This is a genomic window from Litchfieldella qijiaojingensis (assembly GCF_014651875.1).
GTDB lineage: Bacteria > Pseudomonadota > Gammaproteobacteria > Pseudomonadales > Halomonadaceae > Litchfieldella > Litchfieldella qijiaojingensis.
Genome location: NZ_BMXS01000026.1, coordinates 34,358 through 61,236 on the forward strand (window position 1 = coordinate 34,358; position 26,879 = coordinate 61,236).

Consider the following 26,879-nt stretch of genomic DNA (forward strand, 5'->3'; position numbering starts at 1 on the left):
AATTATAATGACTCAAATGCCCTCACTACCCAGTACCCCAAAGAATAATGACGATGAAATAGATTTTCAACGTCTGTTTGGCTTGCTGTTGGACCACAAATGGCTGATTGTTCTGGTGACAGCAGCATTCATGGTGGGTGGCATGATCTATGCGACGTTATCAACGCCCATCTATCAAGGTAACGCGCTTGTACAGGTCGAGAGACGCTCATCCGTCAGTCCTCTTGGGGATTTAGCGACAGTCATGGGTAGAGAGGAGCAAAGCGCTTCGGCAGAAGTCGAGATTCTGCGTTCAAGAATGGTGTTGGGCAAGGTGGTCGATAGAATTGAATTGGATAGCGTAGTTATCCCTAGAAAGCTTCCAATTATAGGAGAGTACATTCAAAGGAATGGCATCGCACGGCCTAATCTGAAAACTTGGCCAGTCATCGGGAGTCTGATTGAAAGATATGATTCCGAGATCCCTTTGATTGACGCAGTAAATAGTGCTGTTTGGGGAGGGGAGAGCCTACAGCTAGGACGTCTCGATGTCACTGATAAGTTTCGTGGTCAGCCCTTCTTTTTACGTGTCCTTGAAGAGGATAGGTTCCAGCTACGGCTGAATGATCAGATAATCGGAGAAGGAGTTGTTGGTGAAACTACTGGTTTTTTAGATGGAGGAGTTAATCTTCGAATATCCAAAATTGACGCTCCTCCAATGACCGAATTCACTTTGATAAAGCTTCACAGGGCTTCTGCGATTGGCTCATTGGCTGCTAGGCTGGGTGTTTTCGAACAGGGGGGAGAGCGTGGCGGCGGTACCGGTATGTTGCGTTTGATATTGACAGGAACGGATCGCGAGGAAATCCGGCGTGCGCTCGATGCCATCAGTCAAACATTTCTGATGCAGAACGTCGAGCGCCAGTCCGCCCAGGCAGATCAAAGCTTGGAATTTCTTGAAGAGCAAGCACCTGAGCTTAGAGCTAAGTTATCCGATGCTGAAGATCGGTTAAATCAATATCGTGTAAAATTGGACAGTGTCGACCTTAATAGTGAAGCACAGTCCTATATCAATCAATTTATTGAAATAGAAAGGCAGTTAAATGAATTGGAGCTTCAAGAGTCAGAGATATCTCAACGGTTTACCCCACAACATCCTTCATACCGGACCTTGCTTAGACAAAAAAATCACCTCATAAATGAAAAAAATCGCTTGAATGAACTTGTCAATGAGATGCCGGCCGCTCAACAGGAAATTGTACGTCTGACACGCGATGTAGAAGTGACGCAAGCGATTTATGTCAATGTACTTAATCGGGCACAGGAGCTACAGCTAGCTAAAGCCGGGACGATTGGCAATGTACGGATTATCGATGATGCACTAGTCGCAGGAGGTCCAATCGCACCTAACAAACCGATACTAGTCATATTATCTACCATAGTGGGTGCCGTGCTTGCGGTGGCTTATGTATTGGTTAAGGGGATCTTGAATCGAGGAGTAGAGAGCCCAGAGCAGTTAGAAGAGCTTGGTCTTCCAGTGTACGCTACTATTCCTCTATCTGAAGATCAGTTGAAGCTGGTAAGACGCATAAAATACCAACGTGATAAGCGAAGCAGTTCTATTATCAAAGGTATCTTGGGGGTCGTAAACCCCACGGATACGGCTATTGAAGCCCTTAGAGGGCTGCGTACTAGCCTACACTTTGCCATGCTGGAAGCCAAAAATAACTGCATCATGATTACAGGGCCAAGCCCAGAAATAGGGAAAAGTTTTATCACTATAAACTTGGGAACAATATGTGCTCAGGCAGGACTCAAGGTATTAATCATCGATGCCGATATGCGTAAAGGACATATCCACAACGCTTTCAGACATGCATCAGAGGGTGGGCTTTCTGAGCTACTTTCAGGGGAGTTGGAATGGCAGAATGCGATACGCCAAACCGAGATTGATGGATTGTTCTATGTATCACGTGGGAAGATTCCACCTAATCCTTCCGAATTGCTGATGCAGGAACGATTTGGTAATTTTCTTGAAGGGTTTAGTCCTGAATATGATTTAGTACTCATCGACACTCCTCCGATATTAGCCGTGACCGATGCTGCTATTGTTGGAAAGCGAGTAGGTGCTAGTTTAATGGTCGCTCGCTTTCAATTGAATCCACCTAGAGAAGTCAGTATTGCACTGCGGCGTTTGGAAACTTCTGGTGTGGAAGTTAAGGGATGCATCCTAAATGCCATGGAGAAAAAGTCTTCAGTCAGGTACGGATATGGGTATTACAATTACTCCTATCATTAATGCTGACAATACGAAAAATCGAGGTTTTATATTTGGCATATAAAACTTATATATCAAGCCTGAGCTTTTTATTTCACGCCAACTTTTCTGAAAATACCAATGAATACTAACGCCGAAACCTTGATGATTCTTGGTAGTGGTTTGATGCAAAAGTCAGCCTATATGCAAGCAAAAGAACTCGGGTTAAATATTGTCGGAGTAGATCCCGGTGATAAAGCATGTTGCAAAAAAATAGCAGACATTTATTATGACTATGATCTGGGCGATATTTCGAAGTTAAAAGACGTTGTCAATAAGCACTCAGTAACCGGAGTGATGACATTGGCCGCTGATTATCCAATATCATCGATTGGGCAATTAAACGATGAGTATGGTTTTTCAGGCATATCATACGAGGTGGCAAAGATTGTAACGAATAAGTCGAAAATGAGAGAGGTTGTGAAAAAATTCAATGTCAAATGCCCAAAATGGACATTGGTGGCGAATATAAATAATCTTTGCGATTTTGATTTTGATATTAATAAAACTTCACCAATTATTGTCAAGCCGGTAGATAGCTCGGGTGGTCGTGGAGTCACTTTTCTAAACAAGGGTTCTGAAGTTTTCTTGATGGAGGAGGCGATACGCTATGCTAATAACTTCAGCAAAGCCGGCCAGGTCATAGTCGAGGAGTTTGTTTCTGGAAGCGAGTTTTCAGCCGAAACCGTAACGTTTCAAGGTGTTACACAAATAATAAGTATAACAGAAAAAATAACATCACAAGAGCCTTATTTTATGGAGATAGGTCATAACGTGCCTTATCAGTTTGATGAAATAGAAAATAAAGTTGTCGAATTCTTCATAGAAAAAGTAATTCAGGCTACTGGTATAAACAACAGTCCAGCTCATATTGAATTTAAGATGCGCGATGGTGAACCGGTATTGATTGAAGTCGGTGCAAGACTAGGAGGTGGCTTTATCACGACTGATCTTGTTCCATTGGCAACTGGATATAATATGGTGTCAGCAGCCATAATGCTCAGCCTTGGTCGAAAACCAGAATTACAAAAAACACTGCATCGAGCAGCTTCGATACGCTTTTTTATACCATCCCCAGGATGTATTAAGTCCATCAAAGGATTTTCTGATGTGAAAAATATTAATGGGGTAAGTTCTATTTTTTGCGATTATAAGATTGGTGAGATAATACCTGTTATCAGGGATGCCTCAGGAAGAAAAGCATATATAATTGGAGTTGCAGAGTCTTTGGAAGACGTAAAATTTCTACTTGACACGGCCGCCAGCTCTATCCTGATTGAGACTTAATATGATTGATATACCTTTTTTCGATTCATTGACACATGCTTCAAGAAATGGATGTTGGCTTGGAAAAAATCATTTCAATGCAAGCCTAGATCGTCTTCTAATGGAAGCAAGAAAAATAGAAAACTATAAGGCTTGCCTGGTGAATATTGCCGGATATCAAGATAATAATGAACTTGAGTCAATCGCTCTACAATATCCTAATCTTTTTGTACCTATTGCTGGATTTGACCCAAGTAAGTATGAATCAATTTCAGAGATCTCAATTAAATTAAAGGAAATTTCATGCCGCAGATTTGCTGGCATTAAACTCCACCCGAGGCTTAACAAATATAACCCGTTATCAAGCAAATGCTTATTTACAATCCAGAAGGCATCGGAGTCAGGCTTGATAGTATTTCTTGATACTCTATTCAGACAAATGTATCTACCAAGCCGTCATACTGCAGATATAATTGATAAGATAGCTTTTTCCTGTCCAGATACTAAAATTGTTCTTCTTCATGGAGGCGGAACAAGCATGCTTGACGTCTATGAGATAGTTAGGATGAGGAAAAATTTGTTATTGGACATTTCATTCTCCATGATGAGGTATAAAGGAAGTTCGTTGGATTTGGATATAAAGTTTATTGCTAATACTCTTGATGAGCGTGTTACTTTGGGTTCCGACTTTCCTGAGTACGTGCCTGAAGAGTGCCGAAATGTTGCGATCAATATGATGCAAGAACTACCTTTAAAAAACATTCATAATATTTTTCATGGTAATCTAGAGAGATTTTTCGAAAAATGGATTTAGCTATTGAGCTGATAATATTTTGTTTTTCGTAAATCAAGGTTTACCATTGAAAATGAAAAAAGTATTTTCTGGGCCATGTTGGGAAAATTCAACCCATTCAAGAGTTGGTATAAGTAGAGCCACATGGAATGAATGGTGGTCAAAGCAAAATCCTTCAGCCTCTAAAAAATTTGGCCGGCAGGCAAAGCCTGGAGACTTTGGAGCAATACTTGTAAAAAATGGATATAAGATTGAAGAGTGGGGGAATATCGAGTATCGGTATCAATCAGCGTCAGTAGGGAAAGCGTTTACTAAGCTTGTTTTACAGTTAAGCATCGATAAGAGACTTATAGGTTCTGTGCATGATTTGGTTTCTAACTACTGGACTGGCCTGAACTTTTTAGATAATCCTTTAAAACAACTTGATTATGGTGCTCACCGGTTTATTAGTTTTAATTACTTATATTGCCATTGTGCTGGGTTTCCTGTTACAAATGGTTTTTTTTGGCGTAATCAAAAGAATGTCCCCAAGTGGGCCTCTTGCAGTGGTGATCCGAGTCGTGATAACTATGCTCATTGCCAACCTGGAAAGTTTACATGCTATTCCAGCGGTGGCTATTGGAGGTTATCACAAATTCTCACTAAGGTATGGGGACAAGATCTTAAAAGTGTCTTAGACGAACATTTGTTTTCAAAAATAGGCATAGAACCCTCAAGTTGGAGGTGGTTGGGTGGGGATGAAGTTCGCAGTAATATGTTTTTTTACCCTGAAATGCCAGGTTATGGCGATTTCATTGACCCACCTTATACAATAAATGGATATCGTATCCAGGGAGGAGGTGGGTGGGTGGAAATGTCTCCAGTTGATTTGGCGCGAGTAGGGCTACTAATTGCACGTAGAGGGCTTTGGGAAAAGTGTCGCTTGCTCAGTGATAGTGAATTACTTAATGGGCATAAGGGGGGTAATGATAGTGAGTTATACGTTGATAAGGCTCGAGATTTAGTGTTTGCGAAAGTAACGACAGATGGGTTGGATATAAATAATTTAAAATATTAACAATAGTTAAATAACAATTTACATATATTTTATAAATTAATTATTTTATTTACCATGGTGTACAAAGGGGCTGGGGTTTAAAGAAATCAAGGGAGGGGGTATGTTGTGCTATGACAAGGTCGTGAGAGCAGGGGCTATCGATGATGTCTTAAGAGATGAGGTTGAATTAAATAAGATAAGAGAAGATATTGTCAAAGGGTGTATATATATATTCAATAGCGGAATTGACAAGCTATTGCTTGAAAGGATAAGAAAATATTTGATTTCACTAGGGAAAAACTCACTCCCAGTATATTACTCAATCCATGAGGGGTGTCCTAATTTTCATAGGGTTAATCATTGGGACCCTAGATCTCATGTTCGTGGATGTTTTCATCAATTTTCCTTCTTCCCTTGGAATGATGATATATTTAAATTTTTCGAGTTATTTAAAAATGTATTTTACTTGAAAAATAGGCTAAGCGGATTGCCCGAAACTAGCTTCTTGTCTAGTGTTCCTGAAGATGGTTGTGTTGCAAGATTGTCATTCCAGTACTATCCAGTTGGTGGAGGGGCTCTTAATAAGCATAAAGATCCGGTTGATTACCATCAACTGACTGTTCCTACAATGCTTCTTTGCCAAAAGGGGGTCGACTTTCACAAAGGAGGTGCATATGTCATGAATCATCTAGACGAAAAGATCTATATTGACGAACTCAGCGATTGGGGTGAGGTGACTTATTTTAATGCTCAAATGGTGCATGGTGTCGATAAAATTGATCCTGATGCTGAACACTGTTGGGAAGAATTTAAAGGGCGCTGGATAGCCTTATTTGCAGTCAATAAGCTTGCGTCAAGTAACAGGATATCCAATTCAATTGATCTAGGGTCTTAGAAATGGTTTCTATGATGTGGAACTGGCAAAAGCTGGGAGCGATTGTTAAGCCTTCATCAATATATCCTCTATGGCTAAGAAATTTTACTGGCGCAACAGCAGTAGTAGAGCATGGTAGTCCGGGATTATTTTGGTTTTACATAACGGGACGTGATGATTATAACAAATCTCATATTGGAAGAATTCTTGTTGATTTAAATCATGGCCCTGCTGTTGTGTACATAGAAGAAGATGTTTGCTTCTCACACGGTCGACTTGGAACATTTGACGAAGACGGAGTTTCTTATCCTTGTCTGATTGAAGCTCGATACGGGATTGATTTATTTTATACAGGGTGGGTAGCAACTCGCAGCACAGGTTTTCAGAACCATCTTGGCAAGGCTTATAGTATTGATGGTGGAAAGACATTCAAGAGATACTCAAAAGCGCCAATTTTAGCCAGAAATGATTCGGAACCATATTCCATTGGATCCGTATTTGTGATGCAGGATAATGAGTTATGGAAAATGTGGTATACAAGCTTTGTCAGTTGGGAAAAAAAGGATGATAATACAATACAGCACAAGTACCTTATAAGATATGCAGAGTCAGAAGATGGCTTTTCCTGGTTCCGCGACTACGAAAATTGTATTGACTTTGACAAAGGAGAATTTGCCATATGCAGGCCGACAGTTATTAAGTTAAATGGTATATATCACATGTGGTTTTGCGCACGAGGAAATGAGTATAGACTCTGTCATGCTATTTCTAAAGATGGTCGATCGTGGAAACGTCTATATTATAATATAGTTCCATCAAGTTCTTCAAAAGAATCTTGGGATAGTCATAGTCAGTGTTATCCTGCAGCATTTAGATATAGTGGATACTTGTATCTGTTATATAGTGGTAACGGTTATGGAAAGGAAGGTTTAGGGTTAATAAGGATATCAATTGATGCATTGTCAAAAATTCCCGACTTACTAATAGGATGACGATAATGTTAAGTTTAGAAGAGCTTGAGTCCGCTACTTTGGATGTCACAAATATTGATGATCTAGATGTCGATGTTCTTAATGAAATTTTAAATAAACATGACTACGGCATTGTCAAGGGCCTGATCAATCCTGATGAAATTAAACACGCTAAAAATTTATTATTTGAACAATTTTTAGTTGAAAACGATTCTCCTGCTACTGGAGAATCACCAAATCGGATTCAAGATAATTTCCAGAAGTTATCTATAGGAGGAGGGGAGCTGAGAGAAAAAGATTTATCAAAATGTGTAAGAACTTTTTATAATCCAATTTTTGCGAAAGATATCTACGGTCTTAGGAATGCTTTCAGGCAAGCTGCAATGGTGAGAAATCTGGTAACAGGTTTTAGAAAGGACTTTGCGCTAGATACTGTTCAAGATGGTTTTTGGACAGCTTCTCGTATACACCACTATCCAACCGGCGGGGGGCATATGGAAGGACATATTGATGATTATGTTCCTGTAATAGTGGGGCAATATGGCGTAAACTCTTATTTCCAACCTTTGATCGTAATGAGTAAAAAAGGCGAAGGGGAAGATTGTGATTATAAAAAAGGAGGAGGGTATTTTGAAAATAATGGTGGACGCATTTATTATGATGCTTTTTTGGAGTTAGGTTCAATTATCATATATAATACTAAAATTTTCCATGGTGTGGAAGAAATTGATCCTCATCTACCTTTCAGACAATCATGCTTGAATGGTAGATTTTCTGGCTTGGTTACAATGTATAGAGATTTATCGTAGAAAAGGTCGTTTTTAGATTTTTAATTTAATTGATGGTTGAATATGATCGCCTTTAAATTATTAACTGTCGGGTCCCCGATGATCGACTGAGCTATAGAAGCTATCCTTTGCTGGCAGCCAAGGAGCTTCTTCACCAGGTCATTCGGGAGCAAGGATATGGACATCAAGCTACATAAACAGGCGACGACCACACCCAAGATCCGCGCCGAGATCCAGGCTGCGCCACCTGGCATCAGCAATAGCGAGCTGGCAAGGAGGTATGGTGTCGCTGACACTACCGTTCGTCGCTGGCGGCTCCGCCAGGATACCCATGACCGCTCGCATACTCGGCATAATCTGCTGGCCACGCTGACGCCCGAGCAGGAAGAGGTGCTCATTGCCGCCCGGGAATTCTTACGGCTGGGCCTCGATGACCTGCTGGTGGTCGCGCGTGAATTCCTCAATCCTCGCCTCTCGCGCTCTGGGCTTCATCGCATGTTGAAGCGACGTGAGGTACCGACACTGACGGAACTGGCTCGGCAAGATGCCGCTGATGACGAGACACCCAAGCACAAGCCGTTTCGGGACTATGCGCCGGGCTTCGTGCATGTCGACATCAAGCACCTGCCGCAGATGCCGGATGAGGAGCGGAAGCGCTATCTGTACGTCGCCATCGATCGCGCCACGCGCTGGGTTTACCTGGAAGTGCGGCGTAGTCAGTCAGCTCAGGATGCGCGGATCTTTATGAAGCGAGTGATCGAAAAGGCGCCGTTCAAGGTCCAGAAAGTGCTGACTGACAACGGCAAGTCCTTCACGGACCGCTTCACCCGTGCGGGCGAACGGACACCCAGCGGTCAGCATCCTTTCGATCAGGAATGCCAGCAACACGGCATCCAGCATCGCCTAATCAAGCCGGGACGGCCACAGACCAATGGGATGGTCGAGCGCTTCAATGGCCGGATCAGCGACGTGTTGGCGACACGACGAGGAGTCAGGTGAAGACCTGGAGCAGACGCTGAAATGCTACTGCTGGTTGTACAATCACCACATACCGCAGAAGGCGCTGCACCATCAGCCACCCATTACGGCGATGAAAGACTGGCAGGCGAAACGTCCAGAATTATTTCATAAGCATGTGATTAATCACCCGGAACCTGACAATTGAAAGAGAATTTGTGTTAAGCCTTCTTTTTTCAGCCATTAATCTACCATTTTATTCTATTTGTCATTTGTATTTTTATGGAGCTTTCAATGATAAATAATATAAAGGAAATTTTATTTTTAATAGATAAAAAACAACGGAGAAATTTTGTAAAATTGCAAATCCTTGTAATTGTAATGTCACTTTCTGAAATCGTGAGTGTAGTGGCCATTGGCCCTTTTATGGCTTTGGTAGGCGATATTGATCTCCTTGAAAGTGATGGTTGGATTTCTTGGGTTTATGAAAAAAGTAACCTTGATAGTCCAGAATTTTTTTTATTTTGGATGGGAGTTGGTGTGTTATCAATTTTAATTGCTTCTGGTTTATTTTCTATATTTACAGTTTGGAGATTGTCTATGTACGGTGCTTATATTGGTGCTGAACTTGGCAATAGATTATTTAAGCATTACATGTATAAGCCATGGCTGTTTCATGCAGGGAATAGAAGTAGTAATTTAACAAAGCAGATATCACAGGAAGTTCAGCGATTAACTAGTAGTGTCATTATTCCCTTGATGCAGATGAATGCCAAGTTGGTGATGGCTTCGTTAATGTCAATAACTGTATTTATTTATGACCCCATGGTGGCGTTAGCAGGGATATCTATTTTTGTTATATCATATCTCCTTCTTTATAAGACAGTTCGTTTGAAATTAATAAAATATGGAAGCACAATTTCTCGTGAACAATCTTTACGCTTCAAGCTAATGTCGGAGGGCTTTGGTGGAATAAAAGATACGTTATTGCTAGGGCGTCAGAGAATGTTTATTAACCGATTCGAGAATGCAAGTGAACATCTTGCAAAAGCTCATGGTTTTACCCAAACATTGAGCCATGCGCCACGATATGCAATGGAGATTATTGCGTTTGGCTCTGTGATTTTTTTGATACTTTATCTTCTTAAGTCATATGATGGAAATTTGAGCAGTATTTTGCCTGTGTTGTCTTTTTATACTCTCGCAGGATTTAAACTGTTGCCTTCATTTCAACAAATCTATTCTAATGTCTCAAGGGTTCGTGCCAACTTGGCTGCATTTGAATCTATACGTAGTGATTTGTATGAGAGCATGGATAACCAATCAAAATTTAACTATAGTCATGGTGAGTTTAAATCCACACTTACACTTAAAGATTTTATTTTATTTGAAAATATTGTGTTTCGCTATCCTGGGAAAAATGAGGCTGCTTTAAATAATTTGTCACTGACTATTCCCGCTAACCATGTTGTTGGATTGGTAGGTCTTTCTGGTGCAGGAAAGTCTACAGCCATTGATGTACTTTTAGGTCTAATTCGTCCTGACCAAGGACAGATATTGATAGATCAAACTTCTCTTACCGATTACAATATTCGTGCATGGCAAAATACATTGGGATTTGTTCCACAAAGTATTTTTTTATCCGATGCCAGTATTCGTGATAACATTGCTTTCGGTTTGCCGCCAGAGGAAATTGATGAAGCACGAGTAAAGTTTGCTGCTCATATGGCAAATTTAGATGAACTTCTGATGAAGCTACCTGATGGCTTGGAAACGCATGTTGGAGAAAGAGGTATACAGCTCTCAGGTGGTCAGCGTCAACGTATTGGGATAGCTCGTGCCTTATATGATGATGCCAAAGTGCTTATCTTGGATGAAGCAACTAGTGCCTTAGATGGAATAACTGAGAAGGTAATTATGGATGCTATTCACAAATTTTCAGGTAGCAAGACAATCATAATGATTGCCCACAGGCTTGCTACTGTTAAGCAATGCCATAAGATTTATCTTCTTGAACAGGGGTGTGTTCTAGATCATGGAACTTATGATGAATTAATATCCCGGAACCTAACTTTTAGACGCATGGCAGAGCATGCTTGACTATAACACAGGGAGGAATGGCGGTCTCAAGTTCCAACCGCAACACTATTGAAGCGTCCTTGGGCCGGTGACGGATTTTTCGAGCACCTCGGCAGAAACCTCCAGCGGCGTCCGCCACTCCGTATAACCGTGAGCCCCATGACGAGGCCGAGTTGGAGATAGGAACGGAGAACAAGCATACATGCCATGATGGCTAGGTATGCGATGGAGCCGCCAACAGATCGGGTATATGTGTGCAGTCCTCACCCATGCCTCATCAATTCTGGTTTGCACAACGGGGCGGGGTCATATAAGCAGTGAGAGTAGCTGCTGATAAACTCAATAAAAATGGATATTATGGATATTTCAGACATTTGGCTGAAAATCATGGCTAAGAGAAGTTGCAATCTCCATATTTGCCCTCTAGACAAGTTCATCCCTTCTTTTATTGATTTTGTTAGAAAGGAGTTTCCGGACTCAGGCAATTTTTTTTATACAATAGGCAAAATTGAAAAACATCCCTATCGAGAGGGGAAGGATAGTTGTCACCAAAGAAGCCGAAGATTGGGCTATTTTCGGCTTCTTCAAGCTATGCATTCATCTAAAAAAATAATCCTCCATGGTTTATCCAATGATTACGTAGTTATGCTTCTTTTTCTTAACCCTTGGGTATTAAAAAAATGCTATTGGGTGATATGGGGCGGTGATCTTTACCGATATCAAAAGCCTAAAAAACGAAATAAGGAGAGATTTGTAGAATATGCTCGTTGTTTCGTTATAAAGCGAGTTGGTTATTTAGTTACCTACTTTCCAGGTGACGCTACTTTGGCAAGAAATTGGTATGGAGCGAAAGGTAAGAATATTAAATGTTTCATGTATTTAAGCAATGTTTTTAAGCCTGTCTCTGGAGGGGTAAAAAAAAAGAAATCTATTAAAACACTGCTTGTTGGAAATTCTGCAAATCCATCAAATGATCATGAGCTTGTTTTCAAAAAAATTGCAAAATTGGATCTGAGTAATTGGCGTATTGTTGTTCCACTTTCTTATGGAGATCATGCTAACTCTAAAAAAATTATAGAACTGGGGCGAGAGTTATTTGGGGAGAGGTTTGAGCCTCTTACTAACTTTTTGCCATATGATGAATACTTAAAACTTCTTAGTGACGTAGATATTGCCATATTTGCGCATAACCGACAACAGGCAATGGGAAACACCATTAGTCTTTTGGGAATGGGTAAGCGAGTATATATTAGGCGAGATACGTCGTCATTTGAGCTGCTTTCGAGTATCGGACTAGACGTTGGTAGTATAGATTCTCTTACGCTGGATAAACCTGTTTTCGATGAAGAAAACAACCGGAAAATAATAGAAAGGTATTTTTCGGAAGGGAGTTTAAAGAGCCAGTTAAAAAAAATTGTTGGATAATGTCCTTATCGTGCATCTGGTAATGCAGCCGCTGAACAAATCTAGTGCCAAGATTTATCTTTATATCATCTGTTCGGAATAAGAATCTCTGTAGTTTCTTTTATCGAGGAGCTTAAATTTCGTATCTTCCAGAAGAGTTAATTTATTATATTGCCAATAAATGTATGAAGAGCTTAATATGATGAGTATATGCTTCAATAAACCGTCTGCTACAGGCAATGAAATAAAATATATTCAGCAAGCATTGCAAAACGAAAGTCTTGCCGGAGATGGTTTTTTTGGCAAAAATTGTCAGCAGTGGTTTGTGAATCACTTGCGCTGCAAAAAAGCATTGCTTACGCCTTCTTGTACCCATGCGCTTGAACTTGCTGCGATATTGATTGATATTCATCCTGGTGATGAAGTTATCATGCCTAGCTACACTTTTGTGAGTACCGCTAATGCCTTTGTATTGCGTGGCGCAAAAATTGTTTTTGTTGACATCCGTCCGGATACCATGAATATCGATGAAAGAAAGATTGAGGATGCCATTGTAGAGAAGACTAAGGCTATCGTTCCGGTTCATTATGCCGGTGTGGGCTGTGAAATGGATACCATCATGGCCTTGGCTGAGCGTTATGACCTCTTTGTTGTGGAAGATGCTGCTCAAGGTATGATGAGTAGCTATAAAAGCAGAGAGTTAGGTTCGATTGGACATTTAGGGGCTTATAGCTTTCATGAAACGAAAAACTACACTAGTGGTGGAGAGGGCGGTTTACTTATTATCAACGACAGCCGGTTCAAGGAACGTGCCGAGATCGTAAGAGAAAAAGGTACCAATCGTAACCTGTTCTTTCGAGGAATGGTAGATAAGTATAGCTGGGTAGATGTAGGGAGCAGCTACCTTCCTTCCGAGCTACAATCCGCTTATCTGTGGGGGCAGTTGGAGAAAGCAGAAGACATAAATCGACAACGTCTTACTGCTTGGGAGTATTACTACTATCACTTAAGTGTTCTGGTAGAGAAAGGTAATATTGAGTTGCCTATAATTCCAAATGGTTGTATACATAATGCGCACATGTTTTATATAAAGGTAGCGGATGTCGAAGAGAGAAGTTCACTGTTATCACATCTAAAAGAAAATGGCGTGGCAGCGTTATTTCACTATGTGCCCTTGCATAGTTCTGAGGCAGGTATGAAATATGGCCGTTTTCATGGACAGGACGAGTATACAAGCAAAGAAAGTGACCGTCTGATTCGACTGCCTCTATGGCTTGGAATTTCACAGTCCGAGCAAAATAAAGTCATTTCTTTAATAAAAGACTATTACTTTTGAGCTTTTGGTATCACCAATAAAAATTGCTTCCAAGAACTACTCTACGGAAAACGATCGTTAAAGTGTGACGAAGTGCTTTTCGATCAGGCTGCTAATTTTAGTAAAATAGGAGCGAATACCTCACACACTTTTCAACGAAAGTTACCATAAAATAATGTCACAGTCCTGCAGTATTTATTTCTATAAAAATCACATGAATGTGACGTCTCTTGACAGGTGCCTGGAAGGTCGCGGGGAGTATGGGTCATGGGCAGAAATCTTGCAAGTGATGAGTTCAACTGGAACGGGGCTTCGGCCCGAGAGCCCAAAACTCCGCTCACTTCAGGGGGGGGCAAAAGCAACGAGGATGAGTCTAGCGCCATGCCTCCCACTTCTTCGCTCTTAGCAGGGTCGCAGTCTCGTTCCGAGTGGCGTGTCGTGCCCCCTAGTGACGATGCTGCCGCCTTGGAACATCAGCGCCGTCATGCCAGCATTCATGAGCGACTGCTCTATAGCACCCGGGTACAACGTCTGATTGGTATGGTGATAGCGGTGCTGCTGCCGGCCGCTTGGCTCTGGGGCTGGGGCTTTTGGCAACACATTACCGTTACTCAATGGAATTCTCTGCTCGGCACCGCTACCGCCTATCTGTTGGCCGTCACCGCCGTGCAGCGACTGGCGAAGTTACCAGGTACACGCGCTTACCTTCTGATCGTGCCGAGCATCACCCTTTGCTATTGCTTGCTGTTAATCGTGCTATACCTCTTAACCATTGAGCATGCACAGCAGCATATTCTTGTTAGTTACGGCTCTGCAGTAGTCTACTGTACAACCGGTTATGCAATCTCGACCCGCTTCAGCCGACTCAAGCTGGCGGTGGTGCCTTTCGGGAAAACCGTCGATCTATGTCATGGTCAGGACGTTGATTGGTGCTACCTTGACGCGCCTGCGCTTAGTCAGGAATGCGTGGACGGTGTCGTGGCCGACTTGCGCGCTGAGCTGCCTGAGTCGTGGGAGCGTTTTCTTTCCGATTGCACCCTACACCGCATTCCCGTCTATCACGTCACTAATGCCTTCGAGTTTTTGACTGGCCGAGTTCTTCTCAATCACCTGTGCGAGAGCTGTCACGGCACCCTTCAGCCCGACGAAGGCTATGAGATCATCAAGCGTGGCCTCGACCTGCTGGTTGTACTGCTGCTGATGCCCTTCGTTCTACCGATGATGGCCGTTACTGCCTTAGCGATTCGTCTCGACAGTCCCGGTCCGGCACTGTTCACCCAGCAACGAATGGGCTTTCACTGTCGACCTTTCACCGTTTACAAGTTTCGCAGCATGTATATCGATCACGAGGGTACCGGCTTCACCCAGAATGGCCATGACCCTCGCATCACCTTGGTGGGCCGAGTGATCCGCAAGTACCGTATCGATGAGCTGCCTCAGTTGCTCAATGTACTCAAGGGCGATATGAGTCTGATCGGTCCTCGACCGGAATCCCTGGAGCTGACCGATTGGTACCAACAGGACGTTCCATTCTTCCACTATCGCCATGTAGTCCGCCCCGGTATTTCCGGCTGGGCCCAGGTTGAGCAGGGCTATGCTGCTGAAGTTGACGGTATGGTCCGCAAGCTCGAGTACGATTTCTACTACATCAAGCACTTCTCGCTGTGGCTCGACTTACTCATTGTTATCCGCACCATCAAGATTCTGTTTACCGGTCGTGGGTCGCGATAAATAACTAAGATTGAATTTTAATTATTAGTTATTTTCCAAAATTCATAAATACAATGGACTACCTTGATGGCCACCCATCCATTCAATATTGACCATGCAAGATTAAAAATCTTGGTCACTGGTGGTGCGGGTTTTATTGGCTCGGCCGTGATTCGCCATATTATCGCAAACAGCCGGGATAGTGTAATTAATGTCGACAAGCTGACCTACGCCGGCAACCTGGAGTCGTTGGCCGAGGTCGCCGACAATCCCCGTTACACCTTCGAGCAGGTAGATATCTGCGATCAGGCGGAACTCAAGCGGGTGTTCGCTGAGCACCGACCGGATGCCGTGATGCACTTGGCTGCAGAAAGTCACGTGGATCGTTCCATTGATGGTCCGGCAGCCTTTATCGAAACCAATATCGTCGGTACCTATACGTTGCTGGAGGTCGCTCGGCTCTACTGGCAGGGGTTGCATGAGACATACAAGAGAACTTTCCGTTTTCATCATATTTCTACTGATGAGGTCTATGGTGACTTGGAGGGAGCGGAAGGATCGTTTACCGAGCAGACACCTTATGACCCCAGTTCACCATATTCCGCCAGCAAAGCTAGTTCCGATCATTTGGTGCGTGCTTGGCAGCGGACTTATGGTTTTCCCACCTTGATCACCAATTGCTCGAACAACTACGGTGCTTATCATTTTCCGGAAAAACTGATTCCGTTAATCATACTCAACGCCTTGGAGGGCAAGCCGTTGCCAGTGTATGGCCAAGGCGAGCAGATTCGTGATTGGCTTTACGTGGAGGATCACGCTCGGGCATTGTACACCGTGGTGACTCAAGGCCGGCTCGGCGAAACCTATAATATTGGTGGCAACAATGAGCGGCGAAACATCGATGTGGTAACCACACTCTGCGACCTCTTGCAAGAATTGACAGGGGGAGGCTTTGGAGGGCGATGGATAGGAAACTATCGTGATCTCATCACCTTCGTCGCTGACAGGCCGGGGCACGATTTACGTTATGCTATCGATGCTAGCAAGATTCAGCACGATCTTGGTTGGGTACCACGAGAAACCTTCGAGAGTGGCATCCGCAAAACGGTGCAATGGTACCTGGACAACCTTGAATGGTGCCGCCGTGTGCAGAATGGCAACTATCAGCGTGAGCGTTTGGGGGCAGGCGTCATCGCATGAGAATTCTTCTGCTTGGAAAGAACGGTCAAGTGGGATGGGAGTTGCAGCGTGCCTTGGCACCCATCGGTCATGTCATTGCCTTGGATCGAAGCGGTCAGGGCGGTCTGAGTGGTGATCTTGCAGATCTTGATGGGCTACGTTTCATGTTGCGCGAGTTCAAACCCACGGTGATCGTCAACGCCGCTGCCTACACTGCGGTGGACCGTGCCGAGGAAGAGTGTGAAATGGCCAGCCTGATCAATGCCGAGGCTCCACGCGTATTGGCCGAAGAAGCCCAAACATTTGATGCATTGCTGGTACATTACTCCTCCGACTACGTATTCGATGGTAGCGGTAAGGCCCCTTGGCAGGAGAGAGATACACCATCACCGCTTAACCACTATGGTGCCAGCAAGTTGGCCGGAGAACAGGCCATCCAGGCTAGTGGCTGCCGATATCTGATTTTCCGTACCAGCTGGGTATACTCTGCTCGAGGCAAGAACTTCCTGGCCACGATGGTGAATTTGATCAAAACGCGAGAGGCATTGAAGGTCGTCTGTGATCAAATCGGTGCCCCCACCGGTGCCGATTTGATCGCCGACGTGACCGCTCACGCCATTGTTCGTGCACGCAACAATGCATCACTCGAAGGTCTTTATCACGTGGTTGCCGCAGGCGAAACCAACTGGCATGGCTACGCGACCTTCATTGCTGAGTGGTTCCAAAGACAGGGTGTCGACATCCAAGCCACGCCTGAACGCATTGATCCCGTGCCCTCCAACGCTTGGCCTACTCCTGCAACACGCCCACTCAACTCACGACTTTCCACAGAAAAACTGGAACGTGTCTTTGGATTGGCGTTGCCGAGTTGGCAACAGGGCGTCGCTCGGTGCTTGGCTGAAAGATGACTATCTTTATTGAACTGGTATTTGTGAAGCACTGTTCAAAACCGTTTTGACGCAACGTGGGTAACGAATAACATCACCACCCTGCAAGCACAGCTCCCATAACACAACTATCGCCGTTGTGCTAATCATTACAACGCATTGAGTCAACTCCCTCTGGGTGCGAATTTATTCGCGAAAAACTGCACTACCAGTGGCCATGAAAAAGTATAAATAAGGAGCGCATATGACACGCAAGGGTATCATCCTCGCGGGTGGTAATGGCACGCGCTTATATCCCATCACAAAGGGGATTTCCAAGCAGCTGTTGCCCATTTACGACAAGCCGATGATCTACTACCCACTTTCTGTGCTGATGCTGGCAGGTATTCAAAAGATCCTGGTTATTACCACTCCGGAAGATAAGGATGGTTTCCGGCGTCTGCTTGGTGACGGTAGCCAGTTCGGCATCTCGCTCAGTTATGCCGTACAGCCCAGCCCCGACGGGCTGGCACAGGCCTTCATCATCGGAGAGGAGTTCATTGGTGATGACTGCGTGTGCCTAGTGCTAGGCGACAACGTCTACCACGGCCCCGGTCTGAGTAAACAGTTGCAGGCGGCCAATGCCCGACGAAGCGGTGCCACAGTGTTCGGTTACCGTGTCACCGATCCTGAACGCTTTGGTGTGGTGGAATTCGACGAGCAAAAGCGTGCCATCTCCATCGAGGAGAAACCCGCCAAGCCGAAATCCCATTTCGCGGTGACTGGTCTGTACTTTTACGACAACGATGTGGTCGAGATCGCCAAAGCGGTGAAACCTTCTCACCGCGGTGAGCTAGAAATCACCAGCGTCAATCAGGCCTACCTGAAGCGAGGTGATCTTAAGGTGGAATTGCTAGGCCGCGGCTATGCTTGGCTGGATACCGGCACCTTCGACTCGCTGCAGGAGGCTTCGGGCTTTATCGAAACCCTAGAGAAGCGCCAGGGGCTGAAGGTGGCCTGCCTGGAAGAGGTGGCCTATCGAATGGGCTATATTGACTGTGAACAACTTCTGGCCCACGCCGATGCGCTCAAGAAGAATAGCTATGGCGAGTACCTTCGACAGCTTGTCGAGTCGGAAACTTGAATGGTTGATAAGTAGAGTTGAAGCTTGATGAATATCGTCAATACCAGAATTCCCGACGTCAAACTGATTGAGCCGAAGGTGTACGGCGATGAACGTGGCTTCTTCATGGAAACCTGGAACGCCAGGAGCTTTGCTGAGGTCGGCATTAACGCCCACTTTGTCCAAGATAACCACAGCCGCTCCGTACGGAATACCTTGCGTGGTTTGCATTACCAGATCCGTCAGCCTCAAGGCAAATTGGTGCGGGTGACCCGCGGCGAAGTATTTGATGTTGCGGTAGATTTGCGCAGGAGTTCACCGACCTTCGGTCAGTGGGTTGGGGATTATCTTTCAGAAGAAAATCAACGCATGCTATGGGTGCCTCCAGGCTTTGCCCATGGGTTTTATGTCACGAGTGAAATAGCTGATTTCCAATACAAGTGCACAGACCTTTATGCACCTAAATATGAGCGGTGTATTTATTGGAATGACGTTGACTTAGTTATTGAGTGGCCTATACCTTCAGGTGTTGAGCCTGTAGTGTCTCCCAAGGACGCAGCAGGCAATGCATTGGCAGAAGCTGAATACTATACATGACATGTTATCACCATTTTGTCGAAGTGTACTGTGAGTGTGACGAATTGGTGCTGTAGAGTTTTTCGATTACACAAAGAGTGTTTCTGTGATTTATATCGCTTCAGTCAGATAGGAAGCGACAAAAACACCAATAGCTGAATCGGCTGTGCTCCCGAAATACACCGCCTTTAGGAAGGCCACCGAAATCAAGGTGAAGAGGTTATTAAAGTCTGAATAACGAGTTCAGGAAAAGCCAGGATCATCAAACACCATTTCAGGCTAAATAATAATGGGCTATGGAAGCCTAGGGTGTTACATTAATGGTGTAACAATTCTGATTGTCTATATAATTATTACTTCAGAGTGGAAAGGCATGAGCAAGCGCATAATAATAGGTTTCTTTAAATCCATAGGGGCCCAGTTTAAAAAAGCTGTTTTTTATTTGAATTGCTATCAATATTACTACAAAGAAAACAGCAATGAGGGACCTTTTTTTATAGTGGGTGTTGGTAGGTCTGGAACTCACTTTTTATGTAAAATATTGAATCATGTAAACGGTTTGAATGATTACTACGAAGGAAAAGAAAGCCCCCTTTTTTTTGGTAAGGTTACAAGAAAGGCAGTTCATAATAAGAGGTTGACAAGGTTACATATTGGCTATTATAGACTTTTGCAAAGTAAAGTAAATGACGATATTTTAATAGATCAAACCCATCCAAACTTATGGCATGCGGAGCAGCTAATCAGTGCGTTTCCACATGCAAAGTTTATAGTTATTGAGAGAGAGCTAGAACAAGTAATTACCAGCATGAAAAAACATAAATATGTATCTCAGTGGGGGGAAGATTTTAATAAGTATCCACATCCAAATCCATTTCTAGGAACTACCAAAAATAATCTTGAAATATATCAGAACGTATGCACTTTGCAAAGAAATGTTTTCAAATGGTATTCGCATATCTTAAAGGGGCGTCAGCTTAAGAACTGTTATCCTCATCATGTTTATATATTAAAATATGATGACTTATCAAAAAACATGGACTTGGAAGTCACAAATCTATGTAACTTCCTAGGCGTGAAAAGTGATTACACTGAAGTTGAGTTTAATAAAGACGCACTAACCAAGAAGAGAAACCTAACTCCTGAGGAGAAGAATATGATAAAAGAAGCGATTAACATGTGCATGAATATTAATTAAAAACATTTTAATGGTTATAGAGAAATGATTGAAATATTTAGTGTGCTACAGTGCGTCAGAAAAATATCAAATGGACTAATAAGAGTAACTGATGACTTTAAAAATTACCTTATACATCCCAAAATAGTTCCTGTTGTGTTCTTTGATGGCCAAAAAAATGTAGGTGATCAACTTAATGCTTATTTAATCAGAAAAATGTTTGGGAAAAAAATCTACAAAGCTAAAACAAATAAACTGCCACACGTTCGCTTTGTAGGAAGTGTCTTAGGATCTGCCTCTTGGCAAAGTTATATATATGGAGGAGGATCAATTGACGGAAAAAAACCACTACATAAGATTGATAAAAAAAAGATATATGCCCTCAGAGGAAAAAAGACATTGAAACTGGTTCGAGAACATTGTCAAGATGATAGTTTTGATGTGCCTTTAGGTGATCCGGGGCTTATACTTCCTTTATATTATTCAATTAATGTTAAAAAAGAAAAAAAGGTAGGCTTGGTTCCGCATTTTGTCGATAAAAATAACGCCATCATCCAGTGGTTTCGTGGTGATTCTAGAGTATTAATAATTGATGTGGGGAGTGAGGTTGAAGATTTTGTTGATAAGTTATTGTCTTGCGATTTTGTACTTTCTTCTTCCCTTCATGGTCTTATCTTATCTGATGCCTATGCTATCCCAAACAAAAGGTTAATTTTCAGTTCTAAAGTTCTCGGTGGCGATTTTAAGTTCGAGGATTATTACAGTGTTACTTCAAGCCCAGAAGAAAAAGGTTTAACCATATATAACGAAGAAGACTTAGAAAAAGTAATTGATAGCTTGCAATCAATTTGCTCTGTAAAAAAGTATGTAGGTGATATTCGAGCTTTACATGATACTTTCAAAAGTATAGGAAGTCGGCATGGATGAAAAAGTGTTTGAAAACTATAGCATTGTAAATAGGAAAAGAAACATTTGTAAGAAAACGAATGTTTTTGTCGGGCGTGCGGGTTATGTCATTGAGTTAAAAGGTGGAAAAAATGGATCCTATCATTCTGAATATAATGGTTTAAAAAAAGAACTTTTTAAATTATCCCTTTGTCATGCGATCCGTTATGGGGTTGATTTTAAGAATCATAATGTTTCAGGGTTGATTTTTCATAATCCATGGTCTTCTGGATATTACCATTGGTTAATTGAAGCTATGCCACGACTTCTTGCCCTGAAAGATGAATGGGGGCGTTACCCGATAGTCATTCCACCTAAAGTCCCTAATACATGGTTTAAAAAGTGGCTCACTGATATTAGCTGTGGCAGGTATGTTGAACTTAAATCAGGAATTACTTTTTTTAAGGAGGTTATATACCAAGACAATCCTGGAAAAATGTCACAGCATTCGACGCCAGATTTAAAAGTAGTGTCTGATTATTTTTCCTCATTGGCATTGCGTCAGATCAAACATGCAGGAAATTTTCAAAAAATTTATATTAGTAGAAAGAATGCTGGTCATCGTAAAATATCAAATGAAGATGAAGTTGAAATCTTCTTAAAAAGAGTAGGGTTTGAGTTTTTTCAGCTGGAAAATATGAACTTTCTTGAGCAGGTTTTAGTTTTCTTTAATGCAAAATGTGTTGTATCTATTCATGGTGCTGGATTGTCAAATATCCTATTTATGCGCCCTGGAGCAAAAGTGATAGAACTTATCCAACAACCAGATCCCAAGCTGACATGGGGAAGCAGAAGAGGTACATATTTGCTAAACCCATGCTTTAAGTCATTGGCCGAATCACGATCTCTTGATTATAAATATATACTTTGTGAATATGATGAAGACTCAACTCCTTTAGGAGTTTTAAACAAGCATGGTGCACTTCATGGGAATATAAAAGTGAGTGTGAATTCATTAAAAAGAACTCTTATAGAAGTTATTTAATTTTCCAATTGTAGTAAGTATGGGAAATCAGAGAAATGAAAAAAATAGCAATTCTCTTACCTGATTTGCGTTCGGGTGGTGTAGAAAGAGTTCGAATTTTACTAGCGAAAGAGTTCTCTAAAAATGATTATATAGTTGAATTTGTTTTGTTAAAAGCTAAGGGGGAGCTGCTGAAAGAAGCGTTAAGTGATTTTGTTGTAGTTGAACTTGGCGTCAATCGTATTCGCGAATTGGTCTTTGCACTTCCTAGGTATTTGATAAAAAACAAGCCTGATATTCTTCTGGTCGGCATGTGGCCTTTGACAGGCATTGCTTGTATTTTGACAACAATCTTTTCAAAAAAGACTAAGTTAATTGTAAGTGAGCACGTCAATTTAGAATTATCGCCCACCTTTACAAGAATCGAAAAAAAGTTTTTAGCCCAATTTGGGAGATTTATATATGCTAAAGCAAATTCTGTTATAGCAGTGTCCGAAGGTGTGGCCGATAGCATTTCAACATTGACAGGGCTGTCACGTGAAAGAATTAAGGTTATATATAATCCAGTCAGAAATGATAGTTTTATTGTAAATAATGATGGTTTTGTAGACCCTGGCCAAGCTTGGTGGAATGGTTCTAACTATAAAATTATTGCCGTGGGAAGCTTGAAGAAACAAAAAGGCTTTGAGGTTTTAATATCTGCCATGAAAGTTGTAATTTTATCTTTAGATGCCAAGCTTATCATCTTGGGGGAAGGAGAGTTGAGAGGTGATCTTGAGGCCCAAATAGACTCTCTAGAACTTAAAAATAACATTTGTCTATTAGGGTATAAGGAAAGCCCTTACGATTACCTGAATAAGGCAAATTTGTTCGTCCTTTCTTCCCACTGGGAAGGTTTGGGTAATGTGATTACAGAAGCGCTAACTGCCGGAGTGCCAGTTGTTGCTACAAATTGCAAGAGTGGCCCATCCGAAATTTTATGTGGAGGTCGTTATGGAAAGCTTGTCCCAGTAGGTGATAGCTTATCTATGGCTAATGCAATTATTGAATCGCTTAAATCTGTGCATGATACTGCAGCACTTAAAATGAGAGCTAGAGCTTTTGAACCATCTTATGCAGCAGAAGAGTATATGAGGGAATTCAAGTGGAAAAATTCTCGCTAAAATTCTTTCGAAATATTCTGAATATAGTTCCATACACCCGATTTGGTGATGCAATCTATTATTATATCAAGTTTTACAGGGCTCACTCAAGGCTACCAAAAGACAACAGTTGCCTGATTAATGACTATTTTTTTAAGATTAAAAGCTCTAGCGAAATAGAAAGAGTTCTTCGTCAACTGTCAAGCGACAAATATTTGGTTAAATATTTTGTAGAAAGCATGTTGGGAAAAGACTTTGTGCCGGTAACTTATTGCTTGTTAACAAGTGAGGAAGATGTAAAAAATTTTGTAGCTGATCACCCTTGTGTCATAAAGCCAACCCATCTTTCTGGTTGCGTTTACTTTAAAAAACCGGGGGAAAGGTTGGCTGAGAGTGAGTGTAATTCTCTTTGCGATTCTTTAAAAAAAAATCTCTATTTTTTGCGCCGGGAGAGGAATTATAAAAACTTAACGCCTGCAATTATTGTAGAGGAACAAGTCGATAACTCAAAGTCTATTAGGGACTACAAGGTTTTTTGCTACAAAGGTTCACCTAGATTTATCCAAGTTGATAGTGAAAGACATTTTTCACACAAAAGAAATCTCTACACCACGGACTGGGAGTTTCTTGATGTAACCTATAACAAGCCGGTTGGTGATGTAATTCCGCCTCCTAAGAACCTAGAATCTATACTAGAAGCTGCCAAGGTGTTGTCTTCAAAGTTTGAAAGCGCAAGGATCGACTTTTTCATTGTTGGTGATAAGTTTTATGTTGGAGAAATTACCCATGTACCTGAACAGGCACATGGTCGATTTCAGAGTGTTAATGATGAGAGACTTATTTCGGAAATATATTTCAATGTGTGAAATAAAAAGGAACTATCCAACAACGGAGAGAGTCATAATTTTATATTTTTCATATACCGGTGTCTTGGAGCCATTGGGCCGTTCTCAGATTCTAAATTATCTCTCTCGTTTATCCGATGACTACCACTTTATCTTGGTTAGCTTCGAAAAGTCGCTGGATATGTCTGATAAACAGGCTGTTGAGGATTTACGTAGTGAGTGCGATCAGTATGGTATCACTTGGAAACCCCAGATCTATCATCATCGACCTCGCTTTCTAGCAACTGCCTGGGACCTCCTGGTTTTGTTATGTGTAACACTACGGTTTTCCTCTCGGAGGGAAGTGCAATTGATCCACTGTCGTAGCTATATACCGGCTATTGTTGCCTGGCTGTGCGGCAAGGTTACGCGTAAGCCATTCATCTTCGATATGCGGGCTATTTGGCCTGACGAACTCGTCACGGCTGGCAGGTTGAGTGAGGGGGCTGTAACTTACAATATTTTGAAATGGTTTGAGCGTCGGTTGCTGCGCAATGCGACGAAAGTCATCAGCCTGACCGATGCTGCTGTCGAGTATTTATTGGATAAATATTCAGAGCTGACCAGAGATCAGTTTGAGGTCATCACCACTTGTGTAGATATTAATCACTTCAACGTTCCTGAAAGGCTATCAGCATCGGGTAACCTTGCGCAGTCAAAGCGCGAAACGTTTGTTGTCGGAACAATGGGTACGCTACTTAGCGGCTGGTTTTATTTGGATGCCTTTTTTGCCTTTTTTCTTGCTGTGAAACAATACCTGCCAGAAGCACGTGTCAGCATTATTACGCGAGACGATCACTGTCGTGTACTTGAGAAGGCGGCACATGTAGGGGTCAACGTGGACGATATTAATATCGTTGCCGCTACCCCCGCAGAGATGCCGGCCTACCTTGCGAACATGGATGTTGGAATAATGTTTTATGCTCCGGATGTTGGCCGTGCTCCAACTCGCCTGGCGGAGTTCCTGGCTACAGGTGTACCGGTCGTGGGCAATCACGGTATTGGAGATCTCGGCCAGTTGATCAATCACTATGAAGTCGGTGTGGTGGTGAAGAACGTTTACGATCAGCGAGAGCTCGACAGCGCCGCCTGCCAATTGCTCGAACACTACGATGGCATCCTCGCTCGCCAGGCATGTCGGCATGCAGCTGACGACTATTTCTCTGCCGACCAAGGGGCTGAACGTTATCGCCGCTTGTATGAGTCGATCTGACTCTATCTACTCCTCGACTCGAGAAGGATGTCGATGTGAACGTTGTTCTCCTTTCCAAGTACTCTCGACAAGGGGCAAGCAGCCGCCTACGCTCCCTTCAATATCTTCCGAAGCTTAATCAGGCTGGAATAGTTGTTACACCCTTTCCCTTGTTCGATGATGAATACCTTAAACGACTTTATTCGGAGAGTGGTCGCTCATTGGGTGAAGTGGCTTGCCGTTACGCTTCTCGTGCAAGGTTGCTTCGCCAACTGCAGCAGGTGGATCTGATCTGGCTAGAAAAGGAGGCTTTGCCCTATGTACCACATTGGCTAGAAAAGGTCCTTATGCCTTCTGGTATACCGTACGTCGTAGACTATGACGACGCTGTGTTCCATAACTACGACCTTTCCCAAAACCGGTTGGTGCGAATCTTTTTGGGCTCAAAGATTGATCGCGTCATGGAAAACTCTGCTATTGTGATCTGTGGTAACAATTACCTATCAGAACGTGCACAGCTAGCTGGTGCGTCTCAAGTTGAATGTGTACCCACAGTGGTTGACGCATCTCGTTATCCCATCACAAAATCCCAAGCCAATAAGATACCAGTCATCGGTTGGATCGGTTCTCCTTCTACCCAGTGTTACGTACTTAAGCTGAAACCAATACTTGAGAAGTTATGCCTTAATAACCATGTCAGAGTGGTACTAGTGGGGGCAACGGCATCGTTTGTAGAGCAGTGGGGTAATCTTCCTGTTGAGATTCTGCCCTGGACCGAAGATACGGAAGTACAAGCTATTTCCGGCTTTGATATTGGCATTATGCCATTGCCTGATGGTCCTTGGGAGCGTGGAAAGTGTGGATTTAAACTTGTTCAGTACATGGCGTGTGGTAAGCCGGTGGTTGCTTCACCTGTTGGGGTCAATGTGGATATCGTCAATGTTTGGCGGTGTGGAATACTAGCGGGAGATTTGAGTGATTGGCATACTGCCTTGCAGACGCTGTTGAATGATAGTGATTTGCGGAAGTCGTTGGGTGGAAGTGGTCGACAGGCTGTGGAGAAACATTACTCACTTCAGGCTCAATCCCCTCGACTGGTCAAGATTCTGCGTAACGCTGTACAGTCATAGGGCTAGCGCTTTTGTGCGCGGCAGTAACTGTGGCTGCTTCGGTTCATACATATCATCTGCCGCTAGCGCGATATACTATCTGAGTTATAGAGCGACAATTACTCTGGCCGGTGGACGACAACTATTTTGGCCGGCTGCCCTAAGCTTGACCGCTTGTCCCGACCCACCAGGGAGCCGGTATGGCGGTCACCAGCCAGCAGGTCACGATCTAC

The 26,879-nt window shown here is 42.9% G+C and carries 22 protein-coding genes and 1 pseudogene; all 23 read left to right on the forward strand.

Going from position 1 to position 26,879, the window contains the following annotated elements:
- Window positions 1–7: 7 nt before the first annotated feature.
- The 23 genes and pseudogenes from IE093_RS19010 to IE093_RS19120 all read left to right on the forward strand — a co-directional run bounded on the left by IE093_RS19010 (window position 8) and on the right by IE093_RS19120 (window position 26,667).
- Complete coding sequence (locus tag IE093_RS19010; RefSeq protein ID WP_189471975.1) at window positions 8–2,278, forward strand: polysaccharide biosynthesis tyrosine autokinase; 2,271 nt, start codon at window positions 8–10, stop codon at window positions 2,276–2,278.
- Between the two features lie 99 nt (window positions 2,279–2,377).
- The gene (locus IE093_RS19015) at window positions 2,378–3,583 is read left to right on the forward strand and encodes an ATP-grasp domain-containing protein (RefSeq protein WP_189471977.1); all 1,206 of its coding nucleotides are present in this window, start codon (window positions 2,378–2,380) and stop codon (window positions 3,581–3,583) included.
- Between the two features lies 1 nt (window position 3,584).
- Window positions 3,585–4,376 (forward strand): amidohydrolase family protein, encoded by a 792-nt coding sequence (locus tag IE093_RS19020; protein WP_189471979.1) that lies wholly within the window; start codon window positions 3,585–3,587, stop codon window positions 4,374–4,376.
- Between the two features lie 52 nt (window positions 4,377–4,428).
- Window positions 4,429–5,412 (forward strand): serine hydrolase domain-containing protein, encoded by a 984-nt coding sequence (locus IE093_RS19025; protein WP_189471981.1) that lies wholly within the window; start codon window positions 4,429–4,431, stop codon window positions 5,410–5,412.
- Window positions 5,413–5,512: 100 nt separating this feature from the next.
- Window positions 5,513–6,286 carry a hypothetical protein gene (locus tag IE093_RS19030; protein ID WP_189471983.1) on the forward strand — a complete coding sequence of 258 codons (774 nt, stop codon included), beginning with the start codon at window positions 5,513–5,515 and terminating at the stop codon, window positions 6,284–6,286.
- 2 nt (window positions 6,287–6,288) lie between these two features.
- Complete coding sequence (locus tag IE093_RS19035) at window positions 6,289–7,257, forward strand: glycoside hydrolase family protein (protein WP_189471985.1); 969 nt, start codon at window positions 6,289–6,291, stop codon at window positions 7,255–7,257.
- Between the two features lie 5 nt (window positions 7,258–7,262).
- On the forward strand, window positions 7,263–8,045 hold the full coding sequence (locus tag IE093_RS19040) for a hypothetical protein (protein ID WP_189471987.1): 783 nt from the start codon (window positions 7,263–7,265) through the stop codon (window positions 8,043–8,045).
- A 156-nt stretch (window positions 8,046–8,201) separates the two neighbouring features.
- Window positions 8,202–9,189, forward strand: a pseudogene (locus tag IE093_RS19045) (IS481 family transposase).
- Between the two features lie 86 nt (window positions 9,190–9,275).
- Complete coding sequence (locus IE093_RS19050; protein ID WP_189471989.1) at window positions 9,276–11,081, forward strand: ABC transporter ATP-binding protein; 1,806 nt, start codon at window positions 9,276–9,278, stop codon at window positions 11,079–11,081.
- Window positions 11,082–11,417: 336 nt separating this feature from the next.
- Window positions 11,418–12,485 carry a TDP-N-acetylfucosamine:lipid II N-acetylfucosaminyltransferase family protein gene (locus IE093_RS19055; protein WP_189471990.1) on the forward strand — a complete coding sequence of 356 codons (1,068 nt, stop codon included), beginning with the start codon at window positions 11,418–11,420 and terminating at the stop codon, window positions 12,483–12,485.
- A 178-nt stretch (window positions 12,486–12,663) separates the two neighbouring features.
- Window positions 12,664–13,800 carry a dTDP-4-amino-4,6-dideoxygalactose transaminase gene (rffA, locus tag IE093_RS19060; protein ID WP_229803760.1) on the forward strand — a complete coding sequence of 379 codons (1,137 nt, stop codon included), beginning with the start codon at window positions 12,664–12,666 and terminating at the stop codon, window positions 13,798–13,800.
- A gap of 444 nt (window positions 13,801–14,244) precedes the next feature.
- Window positions 14,245–15,510: an exopolysaccharide biosynthesis polyprenyl glycosylphosphotransferase gene (locus tag IE093_RS19065; RefSeq protein WP_229803761.1), complete on the forward strand. Its 1,266-nt coding sequence runs from the start codon at window positions 14,245–14,247 to the stop codon at window positions 15,508–15,510.
- 66 nt (window positions 15,511–15,576) lie between these two features.
- Window positions 15,577–16,689: a dTDP-glucose 4,6-dehydratase gene (gene rfbB / locus IE093_RS19070; protein ID WP_189471992.1), complete on the forward strand. Its 1,113-nt coding sequence runs from the start codon at window positions 15,577–15,579 to the stop codon at window positions 16,687–16,689.
- Window positions 16,686–17,576 (forward strand): dTDP-4-dehydrorhamnose reductase, encoded by an 891-nt coding sequence (rfbD, locus tag IE093_RS19075; protein WP_189471994.1) that lies wholly within the window; start codon window positions 16,686–16,688, stop codon window positions 17,574–17,576. The genes rfbB and rfbD overlap by 4 nt, the downstream gene beginning before the upstream one ends.
- Window positions 17,577–17,799: 223 nt before the next feature.
- Complete coding sequence (gene rfbA, locus IE093_RS19080) at window positions 17,800–18,678, forward strand: glucose-1-phosphate thymidylyltransferase RfbA (RefSeq protein ID WP_189471996.1); 879 nt, start codon at window positions 17,800–17,802, stop codon at window positions 18,676–18,678.
- 27 nt (window positions 18,679–18,705) lie between these two features.
- Window positions 18,706–19,254 carry a dTDP-4-dehydrorhamnose 3,5-epimerase gene (gene rfbC, locus IE093_RS19085; protein ID WP_189471998.1) on the forward strand — a complete coding sequence of 183 codons (549 nt, stop codon included), beginning with the start codon at window positions 18,706–18,708 and terminating at the stop codon, window positions 19,252–19,254.
- Between the two features lie 352 nt (window positions 19,255–19,606).
- Window positions 19,607–20,431 carry a sulfotransferase family protein gene (locus tag IE093_RS19090; RefSeq protein WP_189472000.1) on the forward strand — a complete coding sequence of 275 codons (825 nt, stop codon included), beginning with the start codon at window positions 19,607–19,609 and terminating at the stop codon, window positions 20,429–20,431.
- Window positions 20,432–20,455: 24 nt separating this feature from the next.
- The gene (locus IE093_RS19095; protein ID WP_189472002.1) at window positions 20,456–21,337 is read left to right on the forward strand and encodes a polysaccharide pyruvyl transferase family protein; all 882 of its coding nucleotides are present in this window, start codon (window positions 20,456–20,458) and stop codon (window positions 21,335–21,337) included.
- Entirely contained in the window at window positions 21,330–22,340 is a 1,011-nt protein-coding gene (locus IE093_RS19100) for a glycosyltransferase family 61 protein (RefSeq protein WP_189472004.1), read from the forward strand. The genes IE093_RS19095 and IE093_RS19100 overlap by 8 nt, the downstream gene beginning before the upstream one ends.
- A gap of 35 nt (window positions 22,341–22,375) precedes the next feature.
- Window positions 22,376–23,482, forward strand: coding sequence for a glycosyltransferase (locus IE093_RS19105; protein WP_189472006.1), 1,107 nt, complete (start codon window positions 22,376–22,378; stop codon window positions 23,480–23,482).
- Window positions 23,464–24,327: an ATP-grasp fold amidoligase family protein gene (locus IE093_RS19110; protein ID WP_189472007.1), complete on the forward strand. Its 864-nt coding sequence runs from the start codon at window positions 23,464–23,466 to the stop codon at window positions 24,325–24,327. Before IE093_RS19105 ends, IE093_RS19110 begins: the two co-directional genes overlap by 19 nt.
- A complete protein-coding gene (locus IE093_RS19115) occupies window positions 24,248–25,558 on the forward strand; it encodes a glycosyltransferase (RefSeq protein WP_189472009.1) in 1,311 nt (436 codons plus the stop codon). The genes IE093_RS19110 and IE093_RS19115 overlap by 80 nt, the downstream gene beginning before the upstream one ends.
- A 35-nt stretch (window positions 25,559–25,593) precedes the next feature.
- Window positions 25,594–26,667: a glycosyltransferase family 4 protein gene (locus tag IE093_RS19120; RefSeq protein ID WP_189472011.1), complete on the forward strand. Its 1,074-nt coding sequence runs from the start codon at window positions 25,594–25,596 to the stop codon at window positions 26,665–26,667.
- Window positions 26,668–26,879 lie beyond the last annotated feature (212 nt).

Coding starts and splice junctions, on each gene's coding strand:
- IE093_RS19010 (WP_189471975.1), top strand. CDS start 8: ATGACTCAAATGCCCTCACTACCCAGTACCCCAAAGAATAATGACGAT.
- IE093_RS19015 (WP_189471977.1), top strand. CDS start 2,378: ATGAATACTAACGCCGAAACCTTGATGATTCTTGGTAGTGGTTTGATG.
- IE093_RS19020 (WP_189471979.1), top strand. CDS start 3,585: ATGATTGATATACCTTTTTTCGATTCATTGACACATGCTTCAAGAAAT.
- IE093_RS19025 (WP_189471981.1), top strand. CDS start 4,429: ATGAAAAAAGTATTTTCTGGGCCATGTTGGGAAAATTCAACCCATTCA.
- IE093_RS19030 (WP_189471983.1), top strand. CDS start 5,513: ATGTTGTGCTATGACAAGGTCGTGAGAGCAGGGGCTATCGATGATGTC.
- IE093_RS19035 (WP_189471985.1), top strand. CDS start 6,289: ATGGTTTCTATGATGTGGAACTGGCAAAAGCTGGGAGCGATTGTTAAG.
- IE093_RS19040 (WP_189471987.1), top strand. CDS start 7,263: ATGTTAAGTTTAGAAGAGCTTGAGTCCGCTACTTTGGATGTCACAAAT.
- IE093_RS19050 (WP_189471989.1), top strand. CDS start 9,276: ATGATAAATAATATAAAGGAAATTTTATTTTTAATAGATAAAAAACAA.
- IE093_RS19055 (WP_189471990.1), top strand. CDS start 11,418: ATGGATATTTCAGACATTTGGCTGAAAATCATGGCTAAGAGAAGTTGC.
- rffA (WP_229803760.1), top strand. CDS start 12,664: ATGATGAGTATATGCTTCAATAAACCGTCTGCTACAGGCAATGAAATA.
- rfbB (WP_189471992.1), top strand. CDS start 15,577: ATGGCCACCCATCCATTCAATATTGACCATGCAAGATTAAAAATCTTG.
- rfbD (WP_189471994.1), top strand. CDS start 16,686: ATGAGAATTCTTCTGCTTGGAAAGAACGGTCAAGTGGGATGGGAGTTG.
- rfbA (WP_189471996.1), top strand. CDS start 17,800: ATGACACGCAAGGGTATCATCCTCGCGGGTGGTAATGGCACGCGCTTA.
- rfbC (WP_189471998.1), top strand. CDS start 18,706: ATGAATATCGTCAATACCAGAATTCCCGACGTCAAACTGATTGAGCCG.
- IE093_RS19090 (WP_189472000.1), top strand. CDS start 19,607: ATGAGCAAGCGCATAATAATAGGTTTCTTTAAATCCATAGGGGCCCAG.
- IE093_RS19095 (WP_189472002.1), top strand. CDS start 20,456: ATGATTGAAATATTTAGTGTGCTACAGTGCGTCAGAAAAATATCAAAT.
- IE093_RS19100 (WP_189472004.1), top strand. CDS start 21,330: ATGGATGAAAAAGTGTTTGAAAACTATAGCATTGTAAATAGGAAAAGA.
- IE093_RS19105 (WP_189472006.1), top strand. CDS start 22,376: ATGAAAAAAATAGCAATTCTCTTACCTGATTTGCGTTCGGGTGGTGTA.
- IE093_RS19115 (WP_189472009.1), top strand. CDS start 24,248: ATGTACCTGAACAGGCACATGGTCGATTTCAGAGTGTTAATGATGAGA.